General features: G+C 40.7%; 20 protein-coding genes, 1 pseudogene and 1 riboswitch. Of the genes and pseudogenes, 10 read left to right on the forward strand and 11 right to left on the reverse strand.

Annotated elements, in window-relative coordinates:
• Nucleotides 1-36 precede the first annotated feature (36 nt).
• A complete protein-coding gene (locus V7K40_RS31015; protein ID WP_334966642.1) occupies nucleotides 37-1554 on the reverse strand; it encodes a hypothetical protein in 1518 nt (505 codons plus the stop codon).
• Between the two features lie 611 nt (nucleotides 1555-2165).
• On the opposite strand from V7K40_RS31015, the gene V7K40_RS31020 reads away from it, so the two are divergent.
• The 5 genes and pseudogenes from V7K40_RS31020 to V7K40_RS31040 all read left to right on the forward strand — a co-directional run bounded on the left by V7K40_RS31020 (nucleotide 2166) and on the right by V7K40_RS31040 (nucleotide 8559).
• The gene (locus tag V7K40_RS31020; RefSeq protein WP_334966644.1) at nucleotides 2166-2351 is read left to right on the forward strand and encodes a hypothetical protein; all 186 of its coding nucleotides are present in this window, start codon (nucleotides 2166-2168) and stop codon (nucleotides 2349-2351) included.
• Nucleotides 2352-2872: 521 nt separating this feature from the next.
• Nucleotides 2873-4750, forward strand: a complete 1878-nt coding sequence (locus tag V7K40_RS31025) for an NAD(P)H-quinone oxidoreductase subunit F (protein WP_334966646.1) — start codon at nucleotides 2873-2875, stop codon at nucleotides 4748-4750.
• A gap of 51 nt (nucleotides 4751-4801) precedes the next feature.
• Nucleotides 4802-5515: pseudogene (locus tag V7K40_RS31030) on the forward strand (carbonic anhydrase).
• Nucleotides 5516-5680: 165 nt separating this feature from the next.
• Nucleotides 5681-7177: an NADH-quinone oxidoreductase subunit M gene (locus V7K40_RS31035; RefSeq protein ID WP_334966648.1), complete on the forward strand. Its 1497-nt coding sequence runs from the start codon at nucleotides 5681-5683 to the stop codon at nucleotides 7175-7177.
• 74 nt (nucleotides 7178-7251) lie between these two features.
• Complete coding sequence (locus tag V7K40_RS31040) at nucleotides 7252-8559, forward strand: CO2 hydration protein (RefSeq protein ID WP_334966650.1); 1308 nt, start codon at nucleotides 7252-7254, stop codon at nucleotides 8557-8559.
• A 301-nt stretch (nucleotides 8560-8860) separates the two neighbouring features.
• Here V7K40_RS31040 and V7K40_RS31045 read toward each other — a convergent pair whose 3' ends face one another.
• Entirely contained in the window at nucleotides 8861-9445 is a 585-nt protein-coding gene (locus V7K40_RS31045) for a hypothetical protein (protein ID WP_334966652.1), read from the reverse strand.
• Nucleotides 9446-10288: 843 nt separating this feature from the next.
• Nucleotides 10289-10462 (reverse strand): hypothetical protein, encoded by a 174-nt coding sequence (locus V7K40_RS31050; protein WP_334966654.1) that lies wholly within the window; start codon nucleotides 10460-10462, stop codon nucleotides 10289-10291.
• 23 nt (nucleotides 10463-10485) lie between these two features.
• Here V7K40_RS31050 and V7K40_RS31055 point away from each other — a divergent pair, with 23 nt between their 5' ends.
• Complete coding sequence (locus V7K40_RS31055; RefSeq protein ID WP_334966656.1) at nucleotides 10486-12474, forward strand: S8 family serine peptidase; 1989 nt, start codon at nucleotides 10486-10488, stop codon at nucleotides 12472-12474.
• Nucleotides 12475-12656: 182 nt separating this feature from the next.
• On the opposite strand, the gene V7K40_RS31060 is transcribed toward V7K40_RS31055, so the two are convergent.
• The 4 genes from V7K40_RS31060 to V7K40_RS31075 all read right to left on the reverse strand — a co-directional run bounded on the left by V7K40_RS31060 (nucleotide 12657) and on the right by V7K40_RS31075 (nucleotide 18465).
• The gene (locus V7K40_RS31060) at nucleotides 12657-13439 is read right to left on the reverse strand and encodes an ATP-grasp domain-containing protein (RefSeq protein WP_334966658.1); all 783 of its coding nucleotides are present in this window, start codon (nucleotides 13437-13439) and stop codon (nucleotides 12657-12659) included.
• A gap of 244 nt (nucleotides 13440-13683) precedes the next feature.
• Nucleotides 13684-14844, reverse strand: coding sequence for a glycosyltransferase (locus tag V7K40_RS31065; protein WP_334966660.1), 1161 nt, complete (start codon nucleotides 14842-14844; stop codon nucleotides 13684-13686).
• A 256-nt stretch (nucleotides 14845-15100) separates the two neighbouring features.
• Nucleotides 15101-16474 carry a phosphomethylpyrimidine synthase gene (thiC, locus tag V7K40_RS31070; RefSeq protein ID WP_334966662.1) on the reverse strand — a complete coding sequence of 458 codons (1374 nt, stop codon included), beginning with the start codon at nucleotides 16472-16474 and terminating at the stop codon, nucleotides 15101-15103.
• A gap of 8 nt (nucleotides 16475-16482) precedes the next feature.
• Nucleotides 16483-16579, reverse strand: a riboswitch (TPP riboswitch).
• A 119-nt stretch (nucleotides 16580-16698) separates the two neighbouring features.
• Nucleotides 16699-18465, reverse strand: a complete 1767-nt coding sequence (locus V7K40_RS31075) for an AIPR family protein (protein ID WP_334966664.1) — start codon at nucleotides 18463-18465, stop codon at nucleotides 16699-16701.
• Nucleotides 18466-18504: 39 nt separating this feature from the next.
• Between V7K40_RS31075 and V7K40_RS31080 the strand changes: the two genes are divergently transcribed.
• Nucleotides 18505-18657 carry a hypothetical protein gene (locus V7K40_RS31080; RefSeq protein ID WP_334966666.1) on the forward strand — a complete coding sequence of 51 codons (153 nt, stop codon included), beginning with the start codon at nucleotides 18505-18507 and terminating at the stop codon, nucleotides 18655-18657.
• A 200-nt stretch (nucleotides 18658-18857) separates the two neighbouring features.
• Here V7K40_RS31080 and V7K40_RS31085 read toward each other — a convergent pair whose 3' ends face one another.
• Nucleotides 18858-20441: a calcium-binding protein gene (locus tag V7K40_RS31085; RefSeq protein WP_334966668.1), complete on the reverse strand. Its 1584-nt coding sequence runs from the start codon at nucleotides 20439-20441 to the stop codon at nucleotides 18858-18860.
• 630 nt (nucleotides 20442-21071) lie between these two features.
• The gene (locus tag V7K40_RS31090) at nucleotides 21072-21551 is read right to left on the reverse strand and encodes a sulfur transferase domain-containing protein (RefSeq protein WP_334966670.1); all 480 of its coding nucleotides are present in this window, start codon (nucleotides 21549-21551) and stop codon (nucleotides 21072-21074) included.
• Between the two features lie 377 nt (nucleotides 21552-21928).
• On the opposite strand from V7K40_RS31090, the gene V7K40_RS31095 reads away from it, so the two are divergent.
• The 3 genes from V7K40_RS31095 to V7K40_RS31105 all read left to right on the forward strand — a co-directional run bounded on the left by V7K40_RS31095 (nucleotide 21929) and on the right by V7K40_RS31105 (nucleotide 24156).
• Nucleotides 21929-22669, forward strand: a complete 741-nt coding sequence (locus tag V7K40_RS31095; protein WP_334966672.1) for a DJ-1/PfpI family protein — start codon at nucleotides 21929-21931, stop codon at nucleotides 22667-22669.
• An 80-nt stretch (nucleotides 22670-22749) separates the two neighbouring features.
• The gene (locus tag V7K40_RS31100) at nucleotides 22750-23265 is read left to right on the forward strand and encodes a GNAT family N-acetyltransferase (RefSeq protein ID WP_334966674.1); all 516 of its coding nucleotides are present in this window, start codon (nucleotides 22750-22752) and stop codon (nucleotides 23263-23265) included.
• A gap of 255 nt (nucleotides 23266-23520) precedes the next feature.
• Nucleotides 23521-24156, forward strand: coding sequence for a TetR/AcrR family transcriptional regulator (locus V7K40_RS31105; RefSeq protein WP_334966675.1), 636 nt, complete (start codon nucleotides 23521-23523; stop codon nucleotides 24154-24156).
• A 463-nt stretch (nucleotides 24157-24619) separates the two neighbouring features.
• On the opposite strand, the gene V7K40_RS31110 is transcribed toward V7K40_RS31105, so the two are convergent.
• Nucleotides 24620-24871 carry a hypothetical protein gene (locus tag V7K40_RS31110; RefSeq protein ID WP_334966677.1) on the reverse strand — a complete coding sequence of 84 codons (252 nt, stop codon included), beginning with the start codon at nucleotides 24869-24871 and terminating at the stop codon, nucleotides 24620-24622.
• A 2-nt stretch (nucleotides 24872-24873) separates the two neighbouring features.
• Nucleotides 24874-25332: a response regulator gene (locus tag V7K40_RS31115; protein ID WP_334966679.1), complete on the reverse strand. Its 459-nt coding sequence runs from the start codon at nucleotides 25330-25332 to the stop codon at nucleotides 24874-24876.
• Between the last annotated feature and the right edge of the window lie 14 nt (nucleotides 25333-25346).

Here is a 25346-nt window from a genome sequence, read left to right on the forward strand (position 1 = left end):
CTGTCAATAATTTACCATCGTTCCACTATAAACAGCTCATTTGATGATATACCAAATACCGTTATTATTTTGACGTAAAATCGAGTACCTTTGCCCAATAAATTCCAGCATTTTTGGAAAACTTTCTTTGATTATAGCCTGGGGTTTATAATCAATAAAAATATAAGGAGGCTTTGATGAATCTAACTGCTCTAGAAGTGTTGGCCATTGTTCAGGCAGAAAATATTCAAGTGCCCAACCACGTAGTATTGTTGCTTGAGTCCGACCAGAGAAGTAGTAAATAGATGGATCACCAGCTACATAAATCTCACCAGGAAGACTTCCTGGTTGAGAGATTAAGTTAGCCTCTGAACGAAGGGATGCATATTTTTTTCTTAAGACAGTCTGATATTTAAATCGTGTATCTTCAGTTAAAGCAAAGTTATTATTAACTAGAGTAATACTCTTTTTTGTCAGAGTGGATGATAAGGGGAAGAACAATAAAAATATGAGTAGAATTGTCGGAAGTGAGGAACTTAATTGTTTTAAAGAATCCCATAATATATCTAATCCTTTAGTTGCTAAAATACCTATGGGTACAAACAACAGTAAATAATGGTATTCCCACAATGCTGTATATTGAATACCAATAATACCTAAACCAAAAATACACCAAATAACTAGTAGCAAAGTCAATATATTCTTAAACTTATACAATGATAAATATACTGCAACAATAGCCAGTAACACTAAAGGGTAAAAATTCTGTAAGAACCATTTGATTCCTGAAATTAAATCAATTTTATCCAATGCAGAATTAGTATTAGCAATAATCCGAGGTGGATCTATAAAAAATGTCTGATACACTATTGAAAAGCTATTAAGCCAGACAAAGTAGCTGGCAAAAACTAAAAGAGGAAATATAATTCCTATACAAATTGGCAGACAAATATCAATAATAGTTTGTTGAATGCCATGTCGCTTTATTAATATAGAATACATCAGTATAGTTAGCCAAAACGAAAGCAAGATAAGCAGAAATACGAATTTAAATAGGAGGACAATTCCACCAATGAAGCCTGAGATTAAAAGCAGGAAAAATCTTTGCTTTCCTTCATATTTAAAAGAGTTAAAAGTCAGCCAAAGGCAAAGGAATAAAGGAAAACCAATCAGTGCTTCTACTTGAGTAAGGTGCCAAGCACCTGAAACAATATAGTAAACGCCAACCGTTAACAAAGGTACTAGACTTGCGATTATTTGATGCTGAAAATAGCTTTTTAGAGTCAGCAGCAATATTATCGAAAAAAGCACCATGTAAATAAGTTCAAAGACATGAATGCCAATCTCATTAAAACCAAACAAATTTCCTGCCAAAAAATAAAAGTAGAAAATCCCCGGTTGCTTAATATCCCAAAAATCACGATAGAGTACCTTTCCCTGTTGCATCTCTAAAGCACCTAGCCTAAAGAATGCTTGATCTCCGTCAAATGGAAAAGGTAAATGTACAAGACCAATCATGACAATAACAATCACAACTAAAAAGTCAATTTTAGTTAATTTAGCAATCCTAATCATGAATTTTTTAATTTAAATATAAGTAAATATACCGCAGTAGTTAATATCCTAACAAGATAATAGTTACTATGTAGCTTCTTTGTTATTGATAATGTTTAGAAACTGTAAAGATACTATAATGGTAAATAGCTATGAGTTTCTTGGTACTTAACTGTAATCTTAACTTTATTATGTTCTTTCACACCTTTTAGTGTTTGCAAATGTTTACAGTGTAAGCAAAACTCCATATTCATATATTGCTTCAATAAGTAAGTAGGCACGAAAAAACTAAACTATGTAAATATAAATAAATCGAATGCATTTACTGAGATGACTTAAATACAACCGCTCATTTGAGTATATTCCTAACTTGTGAGCAAGACGAACTTTGTGTTTTACTTTAAAACAGCAGACAAACACAGGGAGTTAAAGACCAAGCAGCAATAATCGGCTAAACGTAGATGCTGGTATTAATTCGCAAAGTACATAAGTTTTATCAGCAAGTAGATGCATCATTAGCAGAACGTCTAAACCGTTGCTTTGAGCAACCGCGAGTATATCGGTAAGTGTGTATCTCAAGTATTAATGTGGATATAGACACTGCACAATAACTTGCATTACAGGAAATACTGATGGATCGTTCAAAATTAGTTGCCATTATTACAGGTGTGATTTCGATCGTTTTAGCGATCGCCTACCTGATCTTAGTCCAACTGCTGGACTACCGGGACATGAAACCCGCTCCCATCAGCCAATTTGACCAAACGCCTGCAATTATTTCTAATTGTTGGCAGATTGACAAAATTGCCAAAGTGTAAATTACATTTAGCTGACTATAGAGACGCAAGGGACTTGCGTCTCTTATGATTTATGTCAATAAATAAAAACTAATGATGACTATTGATTAATACCACAGTCAATTCATAGATAAAAAATAATAGTTATTATTCATTAGTCAAATAGTTGATTGGATAAGAAATAATTAGAGTTCTTATTGGAAATTTATTTAATTAATTAATTCCATTTTGACAAATATAACGGTAAGCTATTTTTAATCAAAATAAAGCAAAGATAAATTTGCATTATCTGCGACGCCGATAGCGTACCCCTATGGGGATCTTGCTAGCAAGAGCGTCTCCAAGAGTTACTCTCTTCGAGTCTTCTCCCTATAGCCCTTTGGGCATCCTACGGCAGGCGCTAGCCTCTCACGAATGGGATTCGGGGAGACGATGCCGCGCAACGAGCGTCATAGCCCGTCGTAGACATCCCTGGGTTAACTGGGATCAACACAAGTTGATTCAAAACCCCAAATTTTTGATCACAATATAGAGGTAAGTTGATGGCTCAGTTTCTACTTGAGACTGTTTGGCTAGTTCCGTGCTATGCCTTAATAGGTGGCTTGTTAGCCGTGCCTTGGTCGCCAGGGATCATTCGGAAAACCGGGCCAAGACCGGCGGGTTATGTAAACTTGGTGATGACATTTTTGGCATTTGTACATAGTGCGATCGCCTTACAAGCAACTTGGAATCAGCCAGCCCAAGAAGTGTTTATTCCTTGGTTATCTACGGCTGGTTTAGATTTGACAATTGCTTTGGAAATATCCTCGGTGAGTGTCGGTGCTTTAGTTGTGATTACTGGCTTGAATTTGCTGGCGCAGACTTATGCGATCGGCTACATGGAAATGGATTGGGGTTGGGGACGCTTCTATTCTTTGTTGGGATTATTTGAAGCGGGATTATGTGCCCTTGCTCTATGTAATAACTTGTTTTTCAGTTATATCATTCTGGAAATCCTCACTTTAGGAACCTACCTACTAGTCGGCTTATGGTTTAGCCAGCCGTTGGTAGTCTCAGGTGCAAGAGATGCTTTCTTAACCAAGCGGGTGGGAGACTTATTCTTGCTGGTGGGCGTATTGGCATTATGGCCTTTAGCTGGAACTTGGAATTATACAGAACTAGCCCAATGGGCGACTACTGCGAACGTCAACCCGACAGCAATCACATTAGTGGGTTTAGCTTTAATTGCTGGACCGATGGGCAAATGTGCCCAATTTCCCCTGCATTTATGGTTAGATGAAGCGATGGAAGGCCCTGTTCCCAGTACAATTTTGCGGAACTCGGTAGTAGTCGCTAGTGGTGCGTGGGTGCTGATTAAACTGCAACCTGTCTTAAGCCTGTCGCCGATAGTTTCCTCGGCGATGGTGGGAATTGGTGCGGTGACAGCCGTGGGTGCTTCTTTAATTGCGATCGCCCAAATTGACCTAAAACGCTGTCAATCCTATTCTGTCAGTGCATACATGGGCTTAGTGTTCATTGCTGTGGGAGTGCAACAAGACGAAGCAGCGCTGTCGTTAGTCCTTAGCAATGCTATATCCGCAGCATTGTTGGTGATGAGTACTGGCGGAATTATCTGGAATAGCATCACCCAAGACGTAACCCAACTTGGTGGACTGTGGACACGCCGCCCAATTTCCGCAATCGCCTTTATCGTTGGAAGTTTGGGGTTAATTGGTTTTCCACCATTGGGTGGCTTTTGGGCGCTGATCGAATTAGCAGATAAGTTGTGGGAAACTCAACCTTGGTTAGTGGGAGTATTAATAGCTGTAAATGCTTTGACAGCTGTGAGTTTGACGAGAGAATTCGCTTTAATTTTTGGCGGTAAAGCTAGACAAATGGCCCAGCGATCGCCTGAAGCTCACTGGCCAATGACTCTGCCGATGGTAATCTTACTTGGCTTAAACCTACATCTTCCTTTAGTGTTGCAAAACTTATCACTTTTACCAGATTGGGCAAACCTAAATAAAGATGTCGCACTACTTTTAATGTGGTCGAGTATTTTTGGTTGCATTATCACTGCTGTGATTTATTTAAGCAATATTCCCAAACCGATTCGTTTGCCTTGGAAAGGTTTACAAGATTTAATCGCATACGACTTTTACACTCCCAAACTCTATCGGATAACAATTATTTTCAGCGTTGCCAAAATTTCTCAACTTGCTGATATGATTGACCGCTTTGTAGTCGATGGCATTGTTAATTTAGTTGGTTTATTTTCGCTATTAGGTGGTGAAAGTCTCAAATACAGCACCTCTGGACAAACCCAATTTTATGCATTCACTGTTCTTCTAGGAGTGAGTCTTTTAGGAATGTGGGTAACTTGGCCATTTTGGGGAGTACAGTTTTTAAATTTTGTTTTTCAAATCTCGACACTTAGGTAGCAATAACTATCCTACGAAAAGTTAACAGTTTAATATTGTGAGGATAATTCCATGAGCATACGACATCCACGGATAAATCTTTCCAGAAGGAGTTTATTCAAGTTTGGTGCAGGTGCGATCGGTACAGGTGTATTGACAGCAGGACTTGGCTCAAATTTACTTGCAGCCGAAAAAAAACCAGTAGAAGAAGATATTACGCCCGATAAAGCACTGCAAGAGTTATTAGATGGAAATGAAAGGTTTGCCAAAAGAAAACGTCGTAATCCTGACCAAAGCTATTCACGTTTAGTCGAGGTTGCTAAAGGTCAAAAGCCTTTCGCTTCTATTCTCGGTTGTGCTGATTCACGAGTGCCTTCAGAGATTGTTTTTGACCAAGGACTTGGAGATTTATTTGTTTGCCGGATAGCTGGTAATATTGCCACAACACAGCAAATTGGTAGTCTATAATTTGGCAGCTTAGTATTAGGCACCAAAGTCATCATGGTAGTAGGGCATGAAAGATGTGGTGCGGTACAAGCGGCGATTAAAGGTGCTCCAGTACCTGGAAATATTGGAAGTTTGCTTGAAGCAATTAAGCCAAGTGTGGAAAGCTCAAAAAATAAATCAGGAGATATGGTAGAAAATGTTTGTAAAGCAAATATTTTGGCACAAATTAAAAGATTGCAATCATCGTCAGTTTTATCTGAGTTAATCAAAGCTGAGAAGCTGAAAATAGTCGGTGGCTATTACGATTTAGATACTGGAGAAATTAGTATAGTAAGTTAGTTTTTTTGTCCTTTGTCATTAGTCACTTGTACTGAGCGCAGTCGTAAAGCCTGCGGTGTAGCTACGCTTAGGGCGCAGCTTCTCTAAGAGTTGTATTGGTCATTGGCTAAAAGTAAATCATAAAAGACAAAAGGCAAATAACCAAAAATAAAGGATAAGTATACCATGTTAAGTGTCTTGATTTGGCTCCCGATTTTCGCTGCTGTTCTCATAGCAATATTACCTGTAAATATCCCTACTCATCGCATTCGTTTGACAGCATTAATTTTTTCTGTGATAGTTTTCCTCTGGAACCTTTTGCTCCTGCTGAAATTTGATATCAGTAATCCGGGGATGCAATTTGAAGAATATCTTCCCTGGAATGAAACTCTCGGTTTGAGTTATCAATTAGGTGTTGATGGGCTTTCTATATTGATGTTGGTCTTAAATAGCCTGCTGACGTGGATTGCTATTTACAGCAGTAGTAAAGAAACTGAACGCCCCCGCCTGTTCTACTCCATGATTTTATTAGTTAGTGGAGGAGTTACAGGTGCTTTTTTAGCAGAGAATTTGCTGCTATTCTTCTTATTTTACGAACTAGAATTAATCCCTTTCTACTTACTAATTTCCATTTGGGGAGGAGAAAAACGGGGTTATGCTGGGATTAAATTCCTGATTTATACTGCCGTATCGGGAGCATTAATTCTGGCAACATTCTTGGGTATGGTGTGGCTGAGTGGTTCTACCAATTTTGCTTTTGATGCAGTCTCTACAGAAAATCTGTCAACAGCAAAGCAAATCCTTTTACTAGCAGGGATAGTATTGGGTTTTGGGATTAAAATTCCCTTAGTTCCCTTCCATACTTGGCTACCTGATGCTTACGTTGAGGCTTCAGCACCAATTGCCATTCTTCTCGGTGGTGTGTTGGCAAAGCTGGGAACCTATGGACTGCTGCGATTTGGGTTGGGTATGTTTCCCCATGCTTGGAGTATTATTGCACCGACTCTGGCAATTTGGGGAGCAGTCAGCGCTATCTATGGAGCAGTAATTGCGATCGCTCAAAAAGATATCAAGCGCATGGTAGCATACAGTTCCGTCGGTCACATGGGCTATATCTTGCTAGCTGGTGCCGCTAGTACTCCCCTAGCACTTGTTGGTGCAGTAGCCCAAATGTTTAGCCACGGCATTATCCTGGCGATTCTCTTCCATTTGGTGGGAGTCGTAGAAGCCAAAGTCGGTACCCGCGAGTTAGATAAACTCAATGGTTTGATGAGTCCTATACGCGGCTTACCTCTAATTAGTGCCTTACTAGTTTTAAGTGGCATGGCTAGTGCAGGTATTCCCGGTTTAACAGGATTTATCGCCGAATTTATCGTCTTTCAAGGCAGCTTTTCTGCCTTTCCCATCTCGACAATTTTGTGTGTAGTAGCTAGTGGATTAACCGCAGTTTATTTCGTCATCCTCCTCAACCGCACTTGTTTTGGCAGACTCGATAATTTAGCCTACTATCCCAAAGTCCTATGGTCTGAGAAAATACCAGCTTTAATTTTGGCAGCTTTTATCATCTTTTTGGGAATACAACCCACTTGGTTAGTGCGTTGGAGTGAATCTACAACTACAGCAATGGTGGCTGTAATTCCCTCCTTGGAAAAAACCGTAATCTCTGAAGTACCAAATAATTGAAAGTTGGAATTTCAACGCAGAGTTTGGGAATTTTATTCGCTATTAATTTACGCAATTTAGCAAATACCATCACTATGACAGCAATTAAAACACCCACTAAATTACCTCCTTCCAAGCATGAATTTGCAGAAGTAATTCATCGCTTAGAAGCAGGCGGTGCAATGTTACCTGATACCCCAGAAAACTTGATGCAAATCATCGGTTTATACAAAGCTTATGCTGTGCCGATGGACTTTTACTGGCGTGACCTACTTTATATTGCTGAACGCGAATTTTTAAACCCGCTTCCCTTGTTTAAATACTTTTTACCCAAAGAGTATTTAGAACTTCATAATCATTACGCTGGCGATGATGCCGATTTGCGAATTTGGCGCGGTGAAGCTACTGCACATCCAGAACTTTTGGCATTTATTGATAAGGGTGAAACTTTCAAAATGCCAAAGTTGTTGCACCACTTATTCCACGATCGCATTAACATGGAATTTGCTGAAGCTTGTATGCGGGCGATGTTGTGGCACAGAGGGATGGGTGGACAATTTGACCCTTACCTAGATTCTGAAGAATACAAAGCCAACGCCGACAGGGCAATTAAAGCTTACTTCCAAGGGAACCCCGTAATGCTGGGACTTTACAAGCTGTTCCCCGATATGTTTTTAGAACAGTGTCGCCAGATGTCATACTACGCTAATCTGGGCTTATTCTGGGAAGTCATGGCCCCAGTATTCTTTGAAATGTCCGATCGCTATGACGAAGGCAGCATTAGCAGCGTCCCAGAGGCGATGAGTTTCTTAGTTAATGGTATATTTGCGATCGCAGGTCGTCCCATTTACCATCATGTTTATATTCGTGGCGAATGCTACGAAATTGTTCCCAAATCCAAGGGCTTCATGTGGCTATATGAAGCAGCATTACCTTATGTAGAAGCTGTTTTTTACCGCACCGCACCCTTCCGAGGCACAAAATCTTATAATGCTCAAGCGCGTCAAGTACCGGAAGACCAGAAAGACTTTCACTATGGCATTCTTTACGCTGATGTATTTCCAGTGGGTACTGCTGGCATTCCTCCCACATTACTAATGCAAGACATGTTGCATTTTTTGCCACCATATCTTGTTGATTATTACAGCCAATATTGCCGGGGTGAAGAAGATATGTTGATTCAGTTGGGAGTTAGTTTTCAACGGTCAATGTACTGTGTTACTTCTGCGGTAATCCAAGCCTTGCGAACTGCACTTTTATATCCTTTAGATGACCAAAATCCCAAGCATTTACAAGCCAATCGAGATTTTTTTGAGATGCAGCTAAATCGCTTTACTCGATCCGACTACAATATTCGTGATGCTGCTCGTTTGGGAAGTATTCAAAAGCAAGATTATAGATAAACCTCATCTATGTTGAGAACCGTAGTTTTTGCCCTTACCCTAAATCCCTCTCCCACTTGGGAGAGGGACTTCTTTCCGGCTCCCCTTCTCCCAAATTTGGGAGAAGGGGCTGGGGGATGAGGGTTTTTTCTTTTCATACGGAAAGAACTACAGTTTTCAAGGTGGACGCAGTTTAATATCAAGTCTGGATAATCGGAACTGATTTGATGCTGAGTGCGATCGCCTTTCAATACTGGGGAGTAAGAAAAGATAAAGTCAGTAGATCACAAACTTGACGCGAAAGAGCGATCGCTGGTGATAATCAATGCCCTAGTCTCAAACCTTTTTCCATAAGCATCTGAGGTTCGATATTCTCAACTTTAGGTATCGCTTCTAATTGAGGAATCTTGGCGATCGCATCAGCAATATTACCTGATTGGACACGCAACCAAGCGGCGTGAGGTGCATAGTCAAGACTTTGCGCTACTTCATAACCTGCTTGATTAATTACTTCGCGCTGGGACTCCACATCAACCCCTTCAGCAAAGCGGATGAAAACCAGTCCAGTTGGTACTGCCAAAGAACCATTAGGTTGTAGTGTGTAAATTGGGCTTAGTGTCCCTTGTTCTGATTGATTGGGTTCGCCTGGAAAAACTGCGTAGGCGTAGCCCGTCGTAGACATCGCACCATCGTTAAGGTGTAAAACTGCTCCTGATGCCACGGTCTTTGGTTGATTGTAATGTATTGCATAGTACCCAGGCTTACGAGTGTAGGATACAGCAGTGCGACCGCTGCCAACGCGAATTTGTTCAGGATACTCAGAAAAGTAATCTTTTTGAAATCTCACTTCAGCAATCAAGGGTAAAGAGTACACCTGTAGAAAATACTCAGCCGAAAAGTAAAACATCTTTCTCAAGTTCTAATGATGTTATAACGTTTTTCAGTGGTAAGTAGTTGGGCGAAATTAAATCTAAATAGGACTTACGCAAAAACCTTCTCAAACTATCATTTCTCCGTGACCTCTGCGTCCTCTGTGGTTCGTTTTCCGTTACCTGTGCATAAGTCCTGATAAAATGTCATTGCGTTGGCGTAAGCCTAACTGTAGGGTACGTAACGTAGTGGAGTGTTCGCGTAGCGTCTCTAAGAGTTGTAATCGCAAAGACTAATAGGACTTACGCACGGGTCATGAAAAAACGAACCACAGAGACACAGAGTACACGGAGGAATGAGAGTTTGAGAGGTTTTTTGCGTAAGTCATAACTAAAATTGCAACTCTTAAAGACGCTACCGCGAACACTTCGTACCCTACGGGAAAGCTGCGCCAACGCGATGACGAATTATCTTATATTTATTTAAATGCATCTAATTTATGGAATACAAATCTTTCATTGGGATGCAAGCTATACACCCCTATTGATAGTAAAGATTTTTAAAACAACCTGACTTTTAATCCCTCTTGTTTGGAAAGAAGAATTGAAAGCTTGGATGAACTCAGTACAGCATTTCATTAATTCGTAGCAAATTAAATTTGGCAATAACCCTACAATGCCAATGCGTCGGCTTACAATGCCAATGCATCAGCTTACAATGCCAATGCATCAGCTTACAATGCCAATGCATCAGCTTACAATGCCAATGCGTCAGCTTACAATGCCAATGCATCTGCTTACAATGCCAATGCATCAGCTTACAATGCCAATGCGTCAGCTTACAATGCCAATGCATCTGCTTACATTGTTAATGCGTCAGCTTACAATGCCAATGCATCGGCTTGCATTGAAAACGCTACCCGCGCACACTGCGTGTAACAAGCTTTAAAAGTTGGGCATAATAAGGTTTGCCAATGCCCAACGCCCCATGACGCCAGTCGCCTCAAGTCGGGAAACCCGCCCACGGCGCTGGCTCCCCAATGCCCAATAGACATTCAATATCCCAGGAGATTAAACTATGGTTCAGGTTCGCTATGGTGGACAGAACGGTCAACACTATGAACTTGCTATCAGTAACGAACACGTTGTAGTGCGTACCGAAAGCCGCACTACTCTTGTCGGTGCAAGACCATTTGAAGTCGCACCTGTATCACCCACAGCTCGCAATATCCTCAATCAATTCGAGTTAGTAACGCGGTTTCGGCAAGCGGGTGTAGAAATTCTGCGATCAAAAGTTCCGACTCAGGGTGTCGGTTTGCGCGATCACGCCCGTGAAATTCTCAACAAAGAGTCTCAAGTCCAATTTGCCGGACGTGTCCTTCTCGATCCAGTATCCAAACAACTTGTAGTCTACACTGAAAACCTCTTCGTTAAATTTGATAACGAAGAAGAGTCAAGGGTTTGCCAAGAAGTATTGGGACGTTACGGCTTAACAATTAAACGCCAACTTGAATATGCACGAAATGCTTACTTTGTCAGTGCTCCAGCAAATACTGGTATAGCCATCTTTGACATCGCCGAGAGACTTCTGAATGAGGAATCAGTAGAACTGTGCCATCCTGAACTAGCACGTGAATCACGCCAACGTCAGGTTTTCCCGCAGCAGTGGCACTTAAAGCAAACAACAATTAATAATAAAGTAATTAACGCCCATGCCAACGTTGAGGCAGCTTGGAAGTTAAGCGATGGCACAGGGACGATTATTGCAATTATCGACGACGGTGTGGATCTCGATCATGAAGAGTTCCGTTCCTCTGGAAAGATTGTTGCCCCGCGTGATGTCACACGTAAAACTAACAATCCCAGACCGGGAAACGACAATAACCACGGCACAGCCTGTGCTGGAGTAGCTTGTGCAAACGGCAACTTTGGTGCATCTGGTGTGGCACCAGGTGCAAAGCTGATGCCGATTCGTTTAGCTTCGGCGCTAGGGTCACAAGACGAAGCAGATGCTTTTATTTGGGCGGCTCAAAATGGTGCTGATGTCATTTCTTGTAGCTGGGGACCAGCAGATGGGACTTGGTTTGAGCCAAACGATCCTGTACACAACCAAAAAGTACCTCTACCTGACTCCACACGACTTGCTATGGATTTTGCAATCAATAAAGGACGCAACGGCAAGGGATGTGTAATTTTATTTGCGGCTGGCAATGGTAACGAAAGCGTGGATAATGACGGCTACGCCAGCTACCAAAAGGTGATTGCTGTGGCAGCTTGTAACGACTTTGGCACGAGAAGCGCTTACAGCGACTTTGGTCAGGCGGTCTGGTGTGCCTTCCCCAGCAACAATGGTGATAGTTCTCAAACCCCTGGCATTTGGACAACCGATCGCTCTGGTGTAGTTGGCTATAATTCAGTTAATCGGAATTTGGGTGACGCCGGAGGTAACTACACGAACGACTTCGGCGGTACTTCCAGTTCCTGTCCAGGTGCAGCTGGTGTAGTAGCCCTGATTATTGCCAGAAATCCAAATCTGCGCTGGGACGAAGTGCGAGATATTATTAAACGCTCCAGCGATCGCATTGATCCAGCTAAAGGTAAATATGATGCCAATGGTCGTAGCCCCTTCTACGGTTACGGTCGAATCAATGCTTTCAAAGCTGTGGAATTGGCCAAGCCGGCTCAAACATCGCCCATTAGCATATTCAAGGCAGTGCAAGATATCCCAATTAACGACTTGCAAACATCAACATTGTCCTTGGCGATCGCTAATACCAGCCTGATGAAATCCATCAAAGTTAATGTAGACATCGAGCATACTTATATTGGTGACCTTGTAGTTACTCTCCTTCCCCCGGTGCAAATAGGCATACTTCCGATAATTCTGCACGATCGCCAGGGCGGAGCTACAGATAATATCAAAACAACCTATGACGAAGTAAATACCCTGAAACTTGCTGCCTTTAAGGGTAAAAGTCCCCAAGGAACCTGGACTCTTCAAGTTGCAGATAAAGCTGAGACAGATACAGGAAAGATTCGCAGCTTGACCATTGAAATTGGATTTTAAGCTAATAAGCTTGGCTTAAGGATAATTGTAGGCTGGGTAGAGCGATCGCGAAACCCAACCTTGTATTTTCAGAGAAGCAAAACTTTAAGAATTCCCTTGCTTACATTTTGTTTCTTACATAAGCTTTGTAACCCAACCAATATCTCTTCTCTCAACAGTCAGCTGCATTAACTTCTTAGCTGTCACACCACCCATAGTTGAGTAAAACGTTCAGCTGTCCATCCAACAATATCTGATACCTGGCCATCACCAATTTCTACGATCCGCTTAGTACCATCTCTACGCTCTATTACATCCACACAGAAAAACTGACTTCTAATCCGCTTGGCACACTCACAAACAATCTCTGGAACTTCTTCATCTGGTAAAGCGGCAAAAGGTTTACCAGATACGACAAAGTAACGCCTCTCGGTTTCAGACACAAAATCTTCAATCCGGCGGACACAAATACCTCCCTCAATACTGCCCCGAAACCTCTGCATTTGGGCAACCACTGTTTCGATTTCTGAAGGTTTATCAATCATCGAACCAACTGAGGTTTTAAGAGATTTAACATAATCTTTGATAAAAAATCCATTCCAACCAAGTCGATTCAACTCACTCTCTAAATCATCATCAACGGAATAAAATTTAGTCTCTGGAGTTAAATCAGTAATCAGGGGATACCACTTTGTCAGATAGTGTGTAGCTAGATACTCAGCCTTAGAAGTTAAGACACTTGCCCCTGTACTCTCTACAACACTAACTAATAACTCATAATCCGAGGGCGAGAGCATCCAACCCCGATAGACCACTTTTGAATCAGGAGTGGGAACTGGGATAATCTTTGATGAACCAGATCCCAGCGACTCCAAAGAAATAACGGAAGTTGCAAACCCAGCATTTTGCATACAAGCAACCTGCTCTAAGTATGCTGCATCCGCTTTCTTAGGATTGAAGTAATCACTAGGAAAAAGAAATCTCACAATATTTAGATTTAATCTACAGCTAATTACTAATTATAATGGGACTCCCAAAAAATCAAGTCACCAGTAAATCATTAGGACTTACGCACTATACAAATTGAGCATCATGTGTCTAACGGAATTTGGTCGTTTCAGGAAGTAGAATTGACCACATGGTAAGGGCGGGGTTACCCCGCCCCTACGGTCATATTGTGGTCTACCCAAATGAAAGAAAGCGGATAATTTATTTTTTGGAAGTCCTTACTTAAATAGGAATTTTCAAAATGTTTTCCAAAATATTAACTGTTTCAAATACAGCCCTGTTATTAAGGGTGTTGAGATTAGCCCGGTAGTGAGAATAGTTTTCTGGTTGGATTAGCTTTTCGACAGCCCGCTCGATGTTGTGAAAATTAGAAATTACAATCCCGACTTGTTTATCCGTAATCCATTCACAGCAGTATTTTTCCTGAATCATAGTTAAGGCATTGCCTTCTGTAATCACGGGCAACTTCATCGCCATAGCTTCGCTGAGGCTACCCGGTCCTGGCTTACCAATAAAAAAATCTGCAAGATGCATATAGTAAGCAATGTCTTCAGTAAAGGTAGTGACAAACCGCTTCTGAAAACCTTGACTTTGACGGAGTGCTGAAACTAACTCTTCATTGCGTCCGCAAATAAAAATGAGTTGGAGCTTGTCTTGAAAACATTCGAGACGCTTGGCAATTTCGAGTATAACCTTAGAGCCATAACCGCCAAACAGAACTAATCCAGTGGGTAAATCTGGATCTAGATCCAAGCGTTGTCTTTCGCTTCGGCGATCGACAGTAATGGGGTCGTAGAACCGAGGATTAATTACCAATCCTGATGTGCGAAAGATTCGCTTTTCCTGATACCCGAACGTGCGCGCTTGTTCGACTGCCTGTTCAGTAGGACAGATTAGGAATTGCTCCTGTGGTTCTATCCAGTAGTGAGGAGGAGAATCCGCAAAATCCGTAAGAATAGTGACGAAGGGTGTTGTAGGCCTTGCTTTTTGTAAGCTTTCTCGGAGTATTTGGTTAAAAAATGGAATGCACGATACTACTAAATCCGGCTGATTCTTCCGCCAGTGACTTTCAAACATAGCTATCAGCTCGGAAGAATTTTGACGAATGTTTGACTTTGTCAAAGTCCGAAGTAATGGAAATAATGGAAAGAGGAATGTCCAGCCTTTTTTTAGTATCAGGTTGTAAATCTCACTTCCAGTCAAACGACCAATGATGATATCAAAAATATTTGTATTTGTACGCTCTATAGTTCCAATTTTTTCAATGTTGACTAGCCTGGGTTGCCAGTTCGGCTGTTGCTTCTCAATGACTTGGGACAAAGCAGTTGCAGTGCTGCGGTGTCCCCCACCAGCATCATAGAAAATCAAATCTATTCTTTTCATTCAGTGACCTCCTCAAAAATGACTTTGGCAAAGCCGCCCCACATATCTACACTGACTTCTGTCAATGCGTAAGTCCTAATCATAATGATAATCATCACGTAACGCACCACCTCAAATTTTAGGTGCGTTAAGACATTCGTCCTAACGCACCCTACAAAACTATTTAAACCACAATTCCCTACAGCGTGTTCTATCCTATATCTCATCCATCTGAAAACCGCTACAAGTATTCAACCGGACTCGATATGCCAATCTGTTAGCTTTGGGTAACAGCCTCTTTCGCCAAGAACTTTTCTAATTCGGTCAGCGCATCAGCATCAACTTTAGTTTGCATTGGGCAGAACTTAGGCCCACACATCGAACAAAACTCAGCAGTTTTATAGATATCTGCTGGTAGAGTTTCATCGTGATATTCCTTAGCTCTTTCTGGATCGAGTGATAATTCAAACTGACGGTTCCAATCGAAGTTGTAACGCGCCTTTGAAAGTTCATCGTCTCTGTCCCTTGCACCAAGGCGATGTCTAGCAATATCAGCCGCATGAGCTGCTATTTTATACGCAATCAACCCATTTCTAACATCTTCAGCATTTGGTAGACCCAAATGTTCTTTGGGTGTTACATAGCACAGCATTGCAGTTCCGTACCATCCAGCCATCGCTGCTCCAATGGCTGAAGTGATATGGTCATAACCGGGAGCAATGTCTGTCACCAATGGCCCCAACACATAGAAAGGTGCTTCAGAACACTCTTCCATCTGTTTACGGACGTTGAACTCAATTTGATCCATTGGCACGTGTCCAGGGCCTTCCACCATCACCTGGACATCATCTTCCCAGGCTTTGCGAGTTAGCTGTCCAAGGGTTTTCAATTCAGCTAATTGTGCTTCATCTGAGGCATCATGGGTGCAGCCAGGACGCAGTGAATCTCCTAAACTAAAGGAGACATCGTATTTTTTGAAAATCTCAATAATGTCTTGGAAGTGGGTATAAAGCGGGTTTTGTTTGTGGTGATGCAGCATCCACCGCGCTAAAATACCGCCACCGCGAGAGACAATACCAGTGATGCGGCTTCTCACCAAAGGCAAATGCTCAATCAAAATCCCAGCGTGGATTGTTTGATAGTCTACTCCCTGCTGGGCGTGCTTTTCAATGATATGGAGAAAGTCATCAGCAGTCAGGTTTTCGATTGTACCGTGGACACTTTCTAAAGCTTGGTAAACCGGTACCGTACCAATGGGAACAGGCGAAGCCTTGATAATGGCGGTACGAATTTCATCTAAATTACCACCGCCTGTGGATAAATCCATCACGGTATCAGCACCGTACTTCACTGACAGATTCAGCTTATCAACTTCTTCCTGAAGATTAGAAGAGTTAGGCGAAGCGCCGATATTAGCATTTACCTTACATTTGGAGGCGATGCCAATAGCCATCGGCTCTAAGTTAGTGTGATTAATATTAGCCGGGATAATCATTCGCCCCCGCGCCACTTCCTCACGAATGAGATCCGCAGGGAGATTTTCCCGTTGGGCGACGTAGTGCATTTCTTCGGTGATAACACCTTGGCGGGCGTAGTGCATTTGAGATACATTACTTTGCCCACGTCGTTTAGCAACCCATTCTGTCCGCATGTTGTATATTCCTCAATAAACAGCTTCCCTCCGCTGGTATTACCCAGACTCAGGTGTTAAGGGTGTGATCTCAGCCTGGTTATGTAGGCACCCCTAGCATGGATGTAGTGTACCACCTTCGTTATGGTTGCGAGCAAGAGGGTTAACAATTCCTTGAGGTATGGGGGGTGGTGAAGAGCGATATCGTCTCAATATCTTTGAATTGACTTGTAATAAAACAAATTTTATAAGGCTCCATAAGTTAAATAAAAACTAGAAAACTCAGTGGTTTTTAAATATGTAAATAACTTTTGTCTTATTTCTTGATCAAGGTCTCTATCTTTACCTGTACATCTACTTATAACGCTTATTGCTACGGCTTTAAATGATTTTTTTAATGCTTCTTCAAAATCTGATTCTCTGCTTTCAATAATATTATTAATTTGATCAACAAATGCTTTAACACTTTGCTCCTTAAATTGCTTTTCGTCATGAATATTTAGCAAACAACACATAGAAAATACGATTAGATAAGGTTTATATCCTTTTTCATCCACATAAAATCTATTAAATATTTGTCCAATTTTACCTTTAGAGTCTTGAAGATTAGTTTCGGAAGGGTACTCCTCTTTAAGTTTATCAAAAACTTTATTAGCTGCCGTTAAAATATTACCAATTATACTTACTAAAGATTTTTTATCATCCAATGAAGGATAAGCATTACCAAGCTCATCAAACTTGATAGAAGCATAATCTGATATAAAAATGTTGCGAGGTATATAACTAAATAAACCAATAAATAAATATCTTAAATCTGAATAAAAAACACGACTATAGCATATTGCCGATGCAATTGATGGAACAGATGTTGAAGTTTCGTGTTCATTAATTTTTACTCCAATTTCAGCAAGACTCATTTTTACTAGTTGAGGTCTAAGATACTCAGATAATTCTAAATTAATTTTTTCAATCTTATTTTGTGTATTAGCTGTTTTAGCTACTTTCGATGAATTCTCTAAATCAGCAACAACAATTTTAACAGGAACAAAACAATCTCCTGAAGGTTGAGCTTCAACAATGCACATTGTTGTCTGGCAACCATTGATAATTCCAGCATTTTCTAAAATTAAATTCTCATTTTTGTATTCTAGAGAACTAGCCTTAAAGGTAATTCCATTATTTCTTTCTAGCATTTTATCTGGTTCATTACTGGCTGTTTTAAAAATTTCATTATTAATATCTAAAGCTGAATTGCGAGCATCCAAACCTAAAAAATCTCTAACATTTTCAAAGAAAATTCCTTGACCACACTCACTATAAATTTTTATTAAATCTTCTGCACTTATAATTCCCATGTGTACATTATGATAATTTACAAATTTTTCATGAACCTTAAACAAAACTCTTTGTGGAATTGCATATTCTTTTCTATATGCTTCTAAAAAAAGTTTATATAATAATTGACCATCAATTATTTCAATTCGATTAGAATCAGCTAAGTTTTGATAAAAGTTAACCGATGGTCTACCTGAGTTTTTATATAATCCTAGTATATTTTTAGTAATTGAAAGGGTTGCTATACAATAAATAACGCTTGCTTTAGATTCAGAATTACCTATTTGATTAACTTCTGATAAATCAAAAATACTTAATTGTTTTGTATCTTTGTTAGTTGGAAAATGAGATTGCTCATAGCTCGAAAATTTTCCTATTATGTTATCTAAATCATCTTTGCCGCGAATATGCAATTTGCATTGACAGTAAACTTTTTGTTTGTTGGTTTCTGGATCAAACCAAAAAACGTCAACTCCTTCATCATGGGTTTGTTTAGTGTTAAGCTCCGGCTTAAATCCTAAAAATTTTTCCTGGGTACTTAAAATATCTTTTGAAAATTTGGCAAACTCAGCTCCTTTTGTAGGATTTGAAAGCTTCGTATATAAGCCTTCAATATGTTGCATAAATTCAACATATGATTCTAAGAACAATGGTAAATTGACAGAATAGTTAGTCATACCTATTTTATCCAAATTATTTAATACTCTAACAAAGATATGGTTAGATATCCTAAAAACAGTGATCGCACCCCTCACATCCTTCAAGCAAAAGCTTTTAACCACCAGTTACTATGGGGCGATCGCCTTAACTTTGTACGGTTAGCTCATCCAAAAATTACGCCTGTGGACTGTTGTAGCCGTCTATCTTAGTTGAAGCGGAAAATAAACAGCAATATTCAGCATTGCACAAAAAAAAGATGAAAAAAGAGGGCTTATGTGGTTTAGCTTATTGTCTTCGACAACAACAACTCAAAAGCTACAAACAGCCCATATTCGGCATCCTAGCACTGTGACAATGCCTGCTACTGCATCCTCTGCGCTAATGGAACCGAATTCGGATTTGATACGAACTAGACAACAACGAAATTGATTGCGCTTAGTGACAATCCACTGCTGAGTTGCGCGAATTGTACCTGAGTAAAAGCACCACCGCTACCATCTTGGTCAAAGGACAGTGCGCCTGTAATATTGTCGTAAATAAATCGTTGAGCGATCGCACTCGCACCTGATCCGATGGTAAACTGACTAGCCGAAAGTGTACCTACTGTTAGAGAGCCGCCGAAACCAGCAGCTGATACCTGAATAACTTCACCAGTTGTATTGAAGTCATTAAGACTATCAATGCCTTCACTATAATTATTGAACGCAAAAGTATCAGTCCCATCTCCCCCGTACAGAGCATCATTGCCTCTCCCTCCTGTCAGGAGATCGTTGCCATTATACCCATAGAGCACATCGCCGTTATTACCCCCCACAATCTTGTCAGCGTAAGTTGTACCACTGATATTTAATTGTTCAACATTCTTATACCTAACTCGATTTGTGCCAGCCGTAATCGAGCCTTGGTTAGTGGTTGCATTGAAAGTCGAGGTGATTCCTTTGGTAGCATAGCTACTGTAATTGACTTCCAAATAATCCGAACCCGTACCCCCATTTACCGTTTGAGTCACTAAAACAGAGGGGGCGGTAGATGGGGCACTCAAATAGAAAGAGTCATCGCCATCACCCCCATTCAGGGTGTTAGCACCCTTGACTCCATAGGTGTAAAAGGCATCGTTACCATCGCCTCCATTCAAAATGTTATTGCCAGACGAGTAGGAAACATCGAGGTAATCGTTACCTGCACCCCCACTAATAGTGTCATTGCCAGAAGTGCCTCCGTTGAGTACATCTTCACTATTGCCTCCAACAATATTGTCAGTGTAGGCTGTACCAGTGATATTTAATCGTTCGATATTCTTGTAGCTAACTCTATTCGTGCCAGATGTAATCGAGCCTTGGTTAGTGGTTGCATTGAAAGTCGAGGTGATTCCCTCGGTAGTATCACTACTGTAATTGACTTCCAAATAATCCGAACCCATACCCCCATCTACTTTTTGAGTTACTAAAAAAGAAGGAGCGGTAGATGGGGCCCTGAAATAGAAGGAGTCATCGCCATCCCCCCCATTCAGGGTGTTAGCACCACTGACTCCATAGGCGTAAAATTTATCAGAGCCAGTTCCGCCTAAAACAATATTTTTGCCAAAACTATCCTGAATCGAAAATTCGTCATTTCCCGTATCCCCACAGAGGGTGTTATTCCCAAAAGAAGAAGAAACATCTAGATAATCATTCTCACTTCCACCCTTGAGGATATTGTTGCCAGTGGTAGCTGTAGCATAAATTTGATCACTCTCAGAACCGCCATCTAAGAAGTTTTTCCCAGAAGAATTAGAAACATCTAAATAATCATCCCCACTTCCTCCCTTGAGGGTATTGTTACCAGTGGTAGCTGTAGCGTAAAGTTTATCATTGTCAGAGCCGCCGTCTAAGAGATTTTTTCCAGAAGAATTGCTAATATGGAGGACATCATCGCCCTCGAAACCATAGAGGTTATCATTCCTCCCCAAGCCATTAAAGATGTCATTAGCGTTAGTACCATTGATAATTGCCATAACTTCTATCTACCTAAATCAATTTTTCAGGAACTTGAGATATTAACCTGTGAGTATTGCTGTTTTAAGGCACAAAAATTTAGCCGAAAGTTGACGCTTTCGGTATAGTTTTTGCCAAATTTAAAAACACTAATTTTTCAGTCCATTTCAGCTTTTTGACTGGCTTATAAGCATTATCCAGCTAACCTGTTACATAAATATTTAGTTAATTTAATTACTATAACCTTTATTTTTTTAAGGGTCACTACTTAGGCTAGTATTTTTTCCTACTTCACCTTACTTATCTATTTTTGTAGTTTTTAGCATAGCTATTTACGTATTATTTACAGTGAAGCTTGCTTAAAAATCGGGAACTTGTGAGATACGATGAAATAGCGATAGTTAATCAAAACGCAGATTCAGACCTTGATATTTTACGTTTTCTCTTTTTGCAAAGGTATTTTTAATAGAAATTGTTTTTTAGCTGTAGCTGTGTGATACTTGCGTTGAAATTCATAAAATCCTATATCTTTGCGCGATTCTCTTGGGGCGATCGCATTAAATAATGCCCCACAATACCCGAACAAGGGGCTTAAGCCCCATGTCTTACCAAGTGTTGCTATACATTCCTGTTAGCTAAGTACAGATATTTCAGTGAGTAGGCACAGCTACTTTCGCGTGTTTATTAACATAGTCCACAAATAATTGCTTCAGCCTGGGACTAACACCAGCGTGTTCAAAGAATCCAAAACCCAGATTCTTAGCTCTTGTTAAGGTTTCCTCTGGTGTTAATCCCTCGTGGATAGCGATACTCAATAGCGCGATTCCAGTTGATCGCATCCCGGCTGCACAATGCACAACTGCTGGTTTAGGGATTTGTTCTAGGATCATAAGAATTTTAGTAATCGCCTCTTCATTCAAATTTTTTAAATCCACCTTGAGTGGAACATTCGTATAATGCAGCCCCAATGCTTCCGCTACTTTTTGCTCATCCTGGGAAAATCCTAGTTCATCAGGCGATCGCAGATTTAGAACGGACTTAAAACCTTCTTGGATAGCTTGCTCAAGCTGTTTTGGTATGACTTGTCCTGTGGTTGTCAAATTTTCGTTAATCTGTATGGCGTTGATCACATTCACTCCTTTTGATTTTCTGATGTCTTCTGGCTTGGTAAATACTGTGATAAGCAAGCTTTGAGAATATATTCAAGTAAACACGGCAAAACTAGCCAAATATCAAACGATATTGCTTGATTACTTCAAAATTTGTCTTTTGAAGTTGGTTATTTTATTGCTTTATCCATAATAAACGTATTGTCGATAGACTTACCGTACTTTAAATCTAATTATACGTTTTGTCGATAGTATTATAGGTGTTTATATTTCGGGAGTTATACTATTGAGCTTGGGTGAGCAATTGGCTGAAGATTTTTGGGAAATAGTATAACTAGATACATTATAATTTTGCTTAAGCATCGGCATCTTGAGTATTTTTAACGAGGACATAAATAGTGACTGTAACTGAACAAGTTTCTTCTCTATCCATTGGAATAGTATTGTTCCCAAATGTGACGCAGTTAGATTTCACGGGTCCCTACGAAGTTTTTGCCAAATTGCCAAACACGCAATTATATCTGCTGGCCCAAACACTCGAACCAATTCAAAGCGATTGCGGCCTTACCTTTCTACCGGACACAACCTTTGCTCAAGCTCCAGCCTTAGATGTGTTATTTGTGCCAGGAGGCCCAGGTATCAATGCCAAGATGGAAGATCCAAAGTTTCTTGACTTTCTCAAAACCCAAGCCAAACAAGCCCGCTACATTACATCTGTCTGCACTGGTTCTCTGCTGCTGGCGGCGGCTGGTTTGCTTCAGGGCTATCGCGCCACTACTCACTGGCGATCGCTGGATTTGCTTGAGATGTTGGGAGTTGAGACAGTTTCAGAAAGAGTTGTCATTGATCGCAATCGAATTACAGGCGGCGGTGTGACAGCTGGCATTGATTTTGGGCTGGCTTTAGCAGCTGAGTTATTTGGGGAAGCAATCGCTCAAGCAATTCAACTAGGGATTGAATATAATCCCCAACCCCCTTTTAACAGTGGTTCTCCCCAAACTGCCCCTGCGGCTGTACTTGCTCAGGTTACAGCTGCGAGTCAAAATGTTCAGGAAATCAGAGGGCAGATTGTCCAGCGAGTTGTAACTCAATTGCAAACTGCTAATATCAATAAAGCAGTTGAGAATTTGGCTAGTTGATGTGTTGCGATGTCTATGACGGGCAAAGCTGGGGCAACTAAAATTTCTCATAACCAAACTTGATAACTTTGGATCAGTGAATGTCAGCCCTGAACCTATCGAGCGCTAAGGAAATATCTCTTCGACCTGCTAAGGAAACAGATGCGTGGGTGCTGAGTGCAATTCATATTGCTGCTATCAAAGCTCTGCCTGCAACTTTCTACACAAAAAAAGAACTTTTAGCTTGGCGTAATAACTGCGACAAGCCCGATGATTCAAATATCTTGAAGAGGATGAAAGTGGAAACTTTTTGGGTTGCGATCGAGGGAGATGTTGTTATAGGTTTCGCTAGTTTTATTGTTGATGAACTCATCAGGCTGTATGTCCATCCTAAATATCAAGGTAAAAGCATCGGGCGTGCTTTAGTTCAACATTTTTGCGATCAAGCAGCTGATCAAGGCATAGATAAGGTAATTACAACTGCTAGCCTTTATGCTGAAGGGTTTTATTTACGACTCGGATTTACTGCCATCCAAAGAGCACCTCATTATTTAAGAAGTGGGCTAGTTGTGCCAGTTATTAAAATGAGTAAAGCATTAGCTACTATCACAATATGATGAAATTGATTGAAGTTAGAGCCGATTGTGAGTTTGTTTTTTTGATAAAGTTCCATTAGTTTCAGAAAAACATCTCGTATTTCTGAAATTTGGGATTGTAAAATAGTTATATGATTATATATTTTAAAAACTCATAGTTAATCTTAATAAGACTTTAGTATCGAATATGACAACTTTTATTATTACTCTTTTCTCCCAAGTTGTAACCACTTTTTTTATATAACCTACGATGTAAGTAAGTACTTGCCAGCATAAATGAATAAAACCATCCGTTCATCAACTCTCACCCGTAGACGTTTGATAGAAGCTGCCTCGCAGGTATTTGCCAGTTTAGGTGTTCAAGGAGCAACTACCCGTGAAATAGCTCGTGTTGCTGGTGTGAATGAGGTGACTTTATTTCGCCACTTTGCTAGCAAAGAACAACTTCTGGGAGCAGTAATCGAAAATGCCTTTGTACTCCAGACAGAAGCCCTTGCACACCCCGAAGCGTGGACGCAGGATCTAAAAATTGATTTAACACAGTATGCCCATCTTTACAATAGTATGCTAGAGGCACAGGAGGACTTAATTCGTACCTTCCTTGGAGAAGCCAAACGTCATCCAGAGGCAGCCAAACAAGTGATTCAAGAAGCTGCCAAGCCTTTAGGAGAAAAACTGATAGCTTACCTGCAATCGAGTCAGAGACGAGGCATCGTCAGAGCAGACCTTGATCCATTTCCAGCAGTCGATATGTTTACAGGAATGCTGTTAGCTGGAATGCTATGCCGCAGTACAAAATTCAATCAAGGCAGCTATAGCTGTGAGGACTATATCGAAACCTGTGTAGATATTTTTGTGCGCGGTATCATTGCCACTCCCCTCTCAGTTTTCAATCCGGCTGTAATAACGTGAGTTATTTTCAGGGGTGGGTAGAACCTGGAAACGAGGTTTTAAAAGTGTTTATTGCTTAAATTGACACCAATGAGCATTGCTGTCCTCCTACAAGTGGTCTGTATTCCAGGCAATTGAGAACCGCTATATGCCTGTTTGCTTGCTCAAAATACCAAAATGAATACGCGATGTACTGAAATGAGAAAGCAATCTGCCGTTTGCTTGCTGAATCTACCGAAATGAGAAAGCAATCAAGCATTTTGAGAAATCAATATGCCTTTTCGCTTGCTGAATCTACTCAAATGAGAAAGTAATCAAGCATTTTGAGAAAGCAATATGCCTTTTTGCTTGCTGAATCTACTCAAATGAGAAAGTAATCAAGCATTTTGAAAAAGCAATCAAGCATTTTGAAGTCGGGAATCTGACTTAACTTCATCTATCCTTACAACCTGCTTGTAAAATTGAATATGATACATCAAGACTTTTAGGCGAATGGCACTAAGAAAAGCCGAAACACTCCATGTCGTACCCCTACGGGAATCTTGCTAGCAAGAGCGTCTTGTAGAGAAGTGCGGGCTATTCGGCCTTGCTGTTTCCCTAGATTTATGCTAAATGTCCAAATAAACCAATATAGAGGATTTAGCCAAGGCAAATTAAGAAAAATTAATGGTAACAGGAAGCTTTCCAGAGGGGCAAGCGATCGCCTTTCTTGCAAGGGAATAACTCGTAGCGGCATAGCTACTTTTGGGAGGTTAAGCTAAATAACCGTACAGATAGCAGGTTAACGATCTCACTCACGATTTTTTCTGGACTCTCAAGCTTGATTAGAAATCGATCAAAGCCAGCATTCAAAGCCTTGTGACTTGAAACTTCCCGTGTATAAGAAGTGATAGCGATTGCTGGTAACTGCCGGATTAATGAGCTTGAATGCCCCCGAATTTGCTTAATCAACCAGTTTCCATCATTATAAGGCAACTTTACATTGCATAGCAGAATATCAGGATGAAACGATTCGAGCATGGCGAGGGCTGCTTCTGCGTTGATCAAAGCCATTACCTCTGCACCTGCTGTTTCCAGAATGAAGATGAGCAACTCTGTAATATCAGGCTCATCTTCTACCAGCAAGATCCGGATTTTAACAAGCCGCTGGAGCGAGTTGAACTCACTTTCTCGATTGCTCGTTTGATCTGTCGCCATGCCGTCTTTTTATT

It is taken from the genome of Nostoc sp. (assembly GCF_036917195.1).
GTDB lineage: Bacteria > Cyanobacteriota > Cyanobacteriia > Cyanobacteriales > Nostocaceae > Nostoc.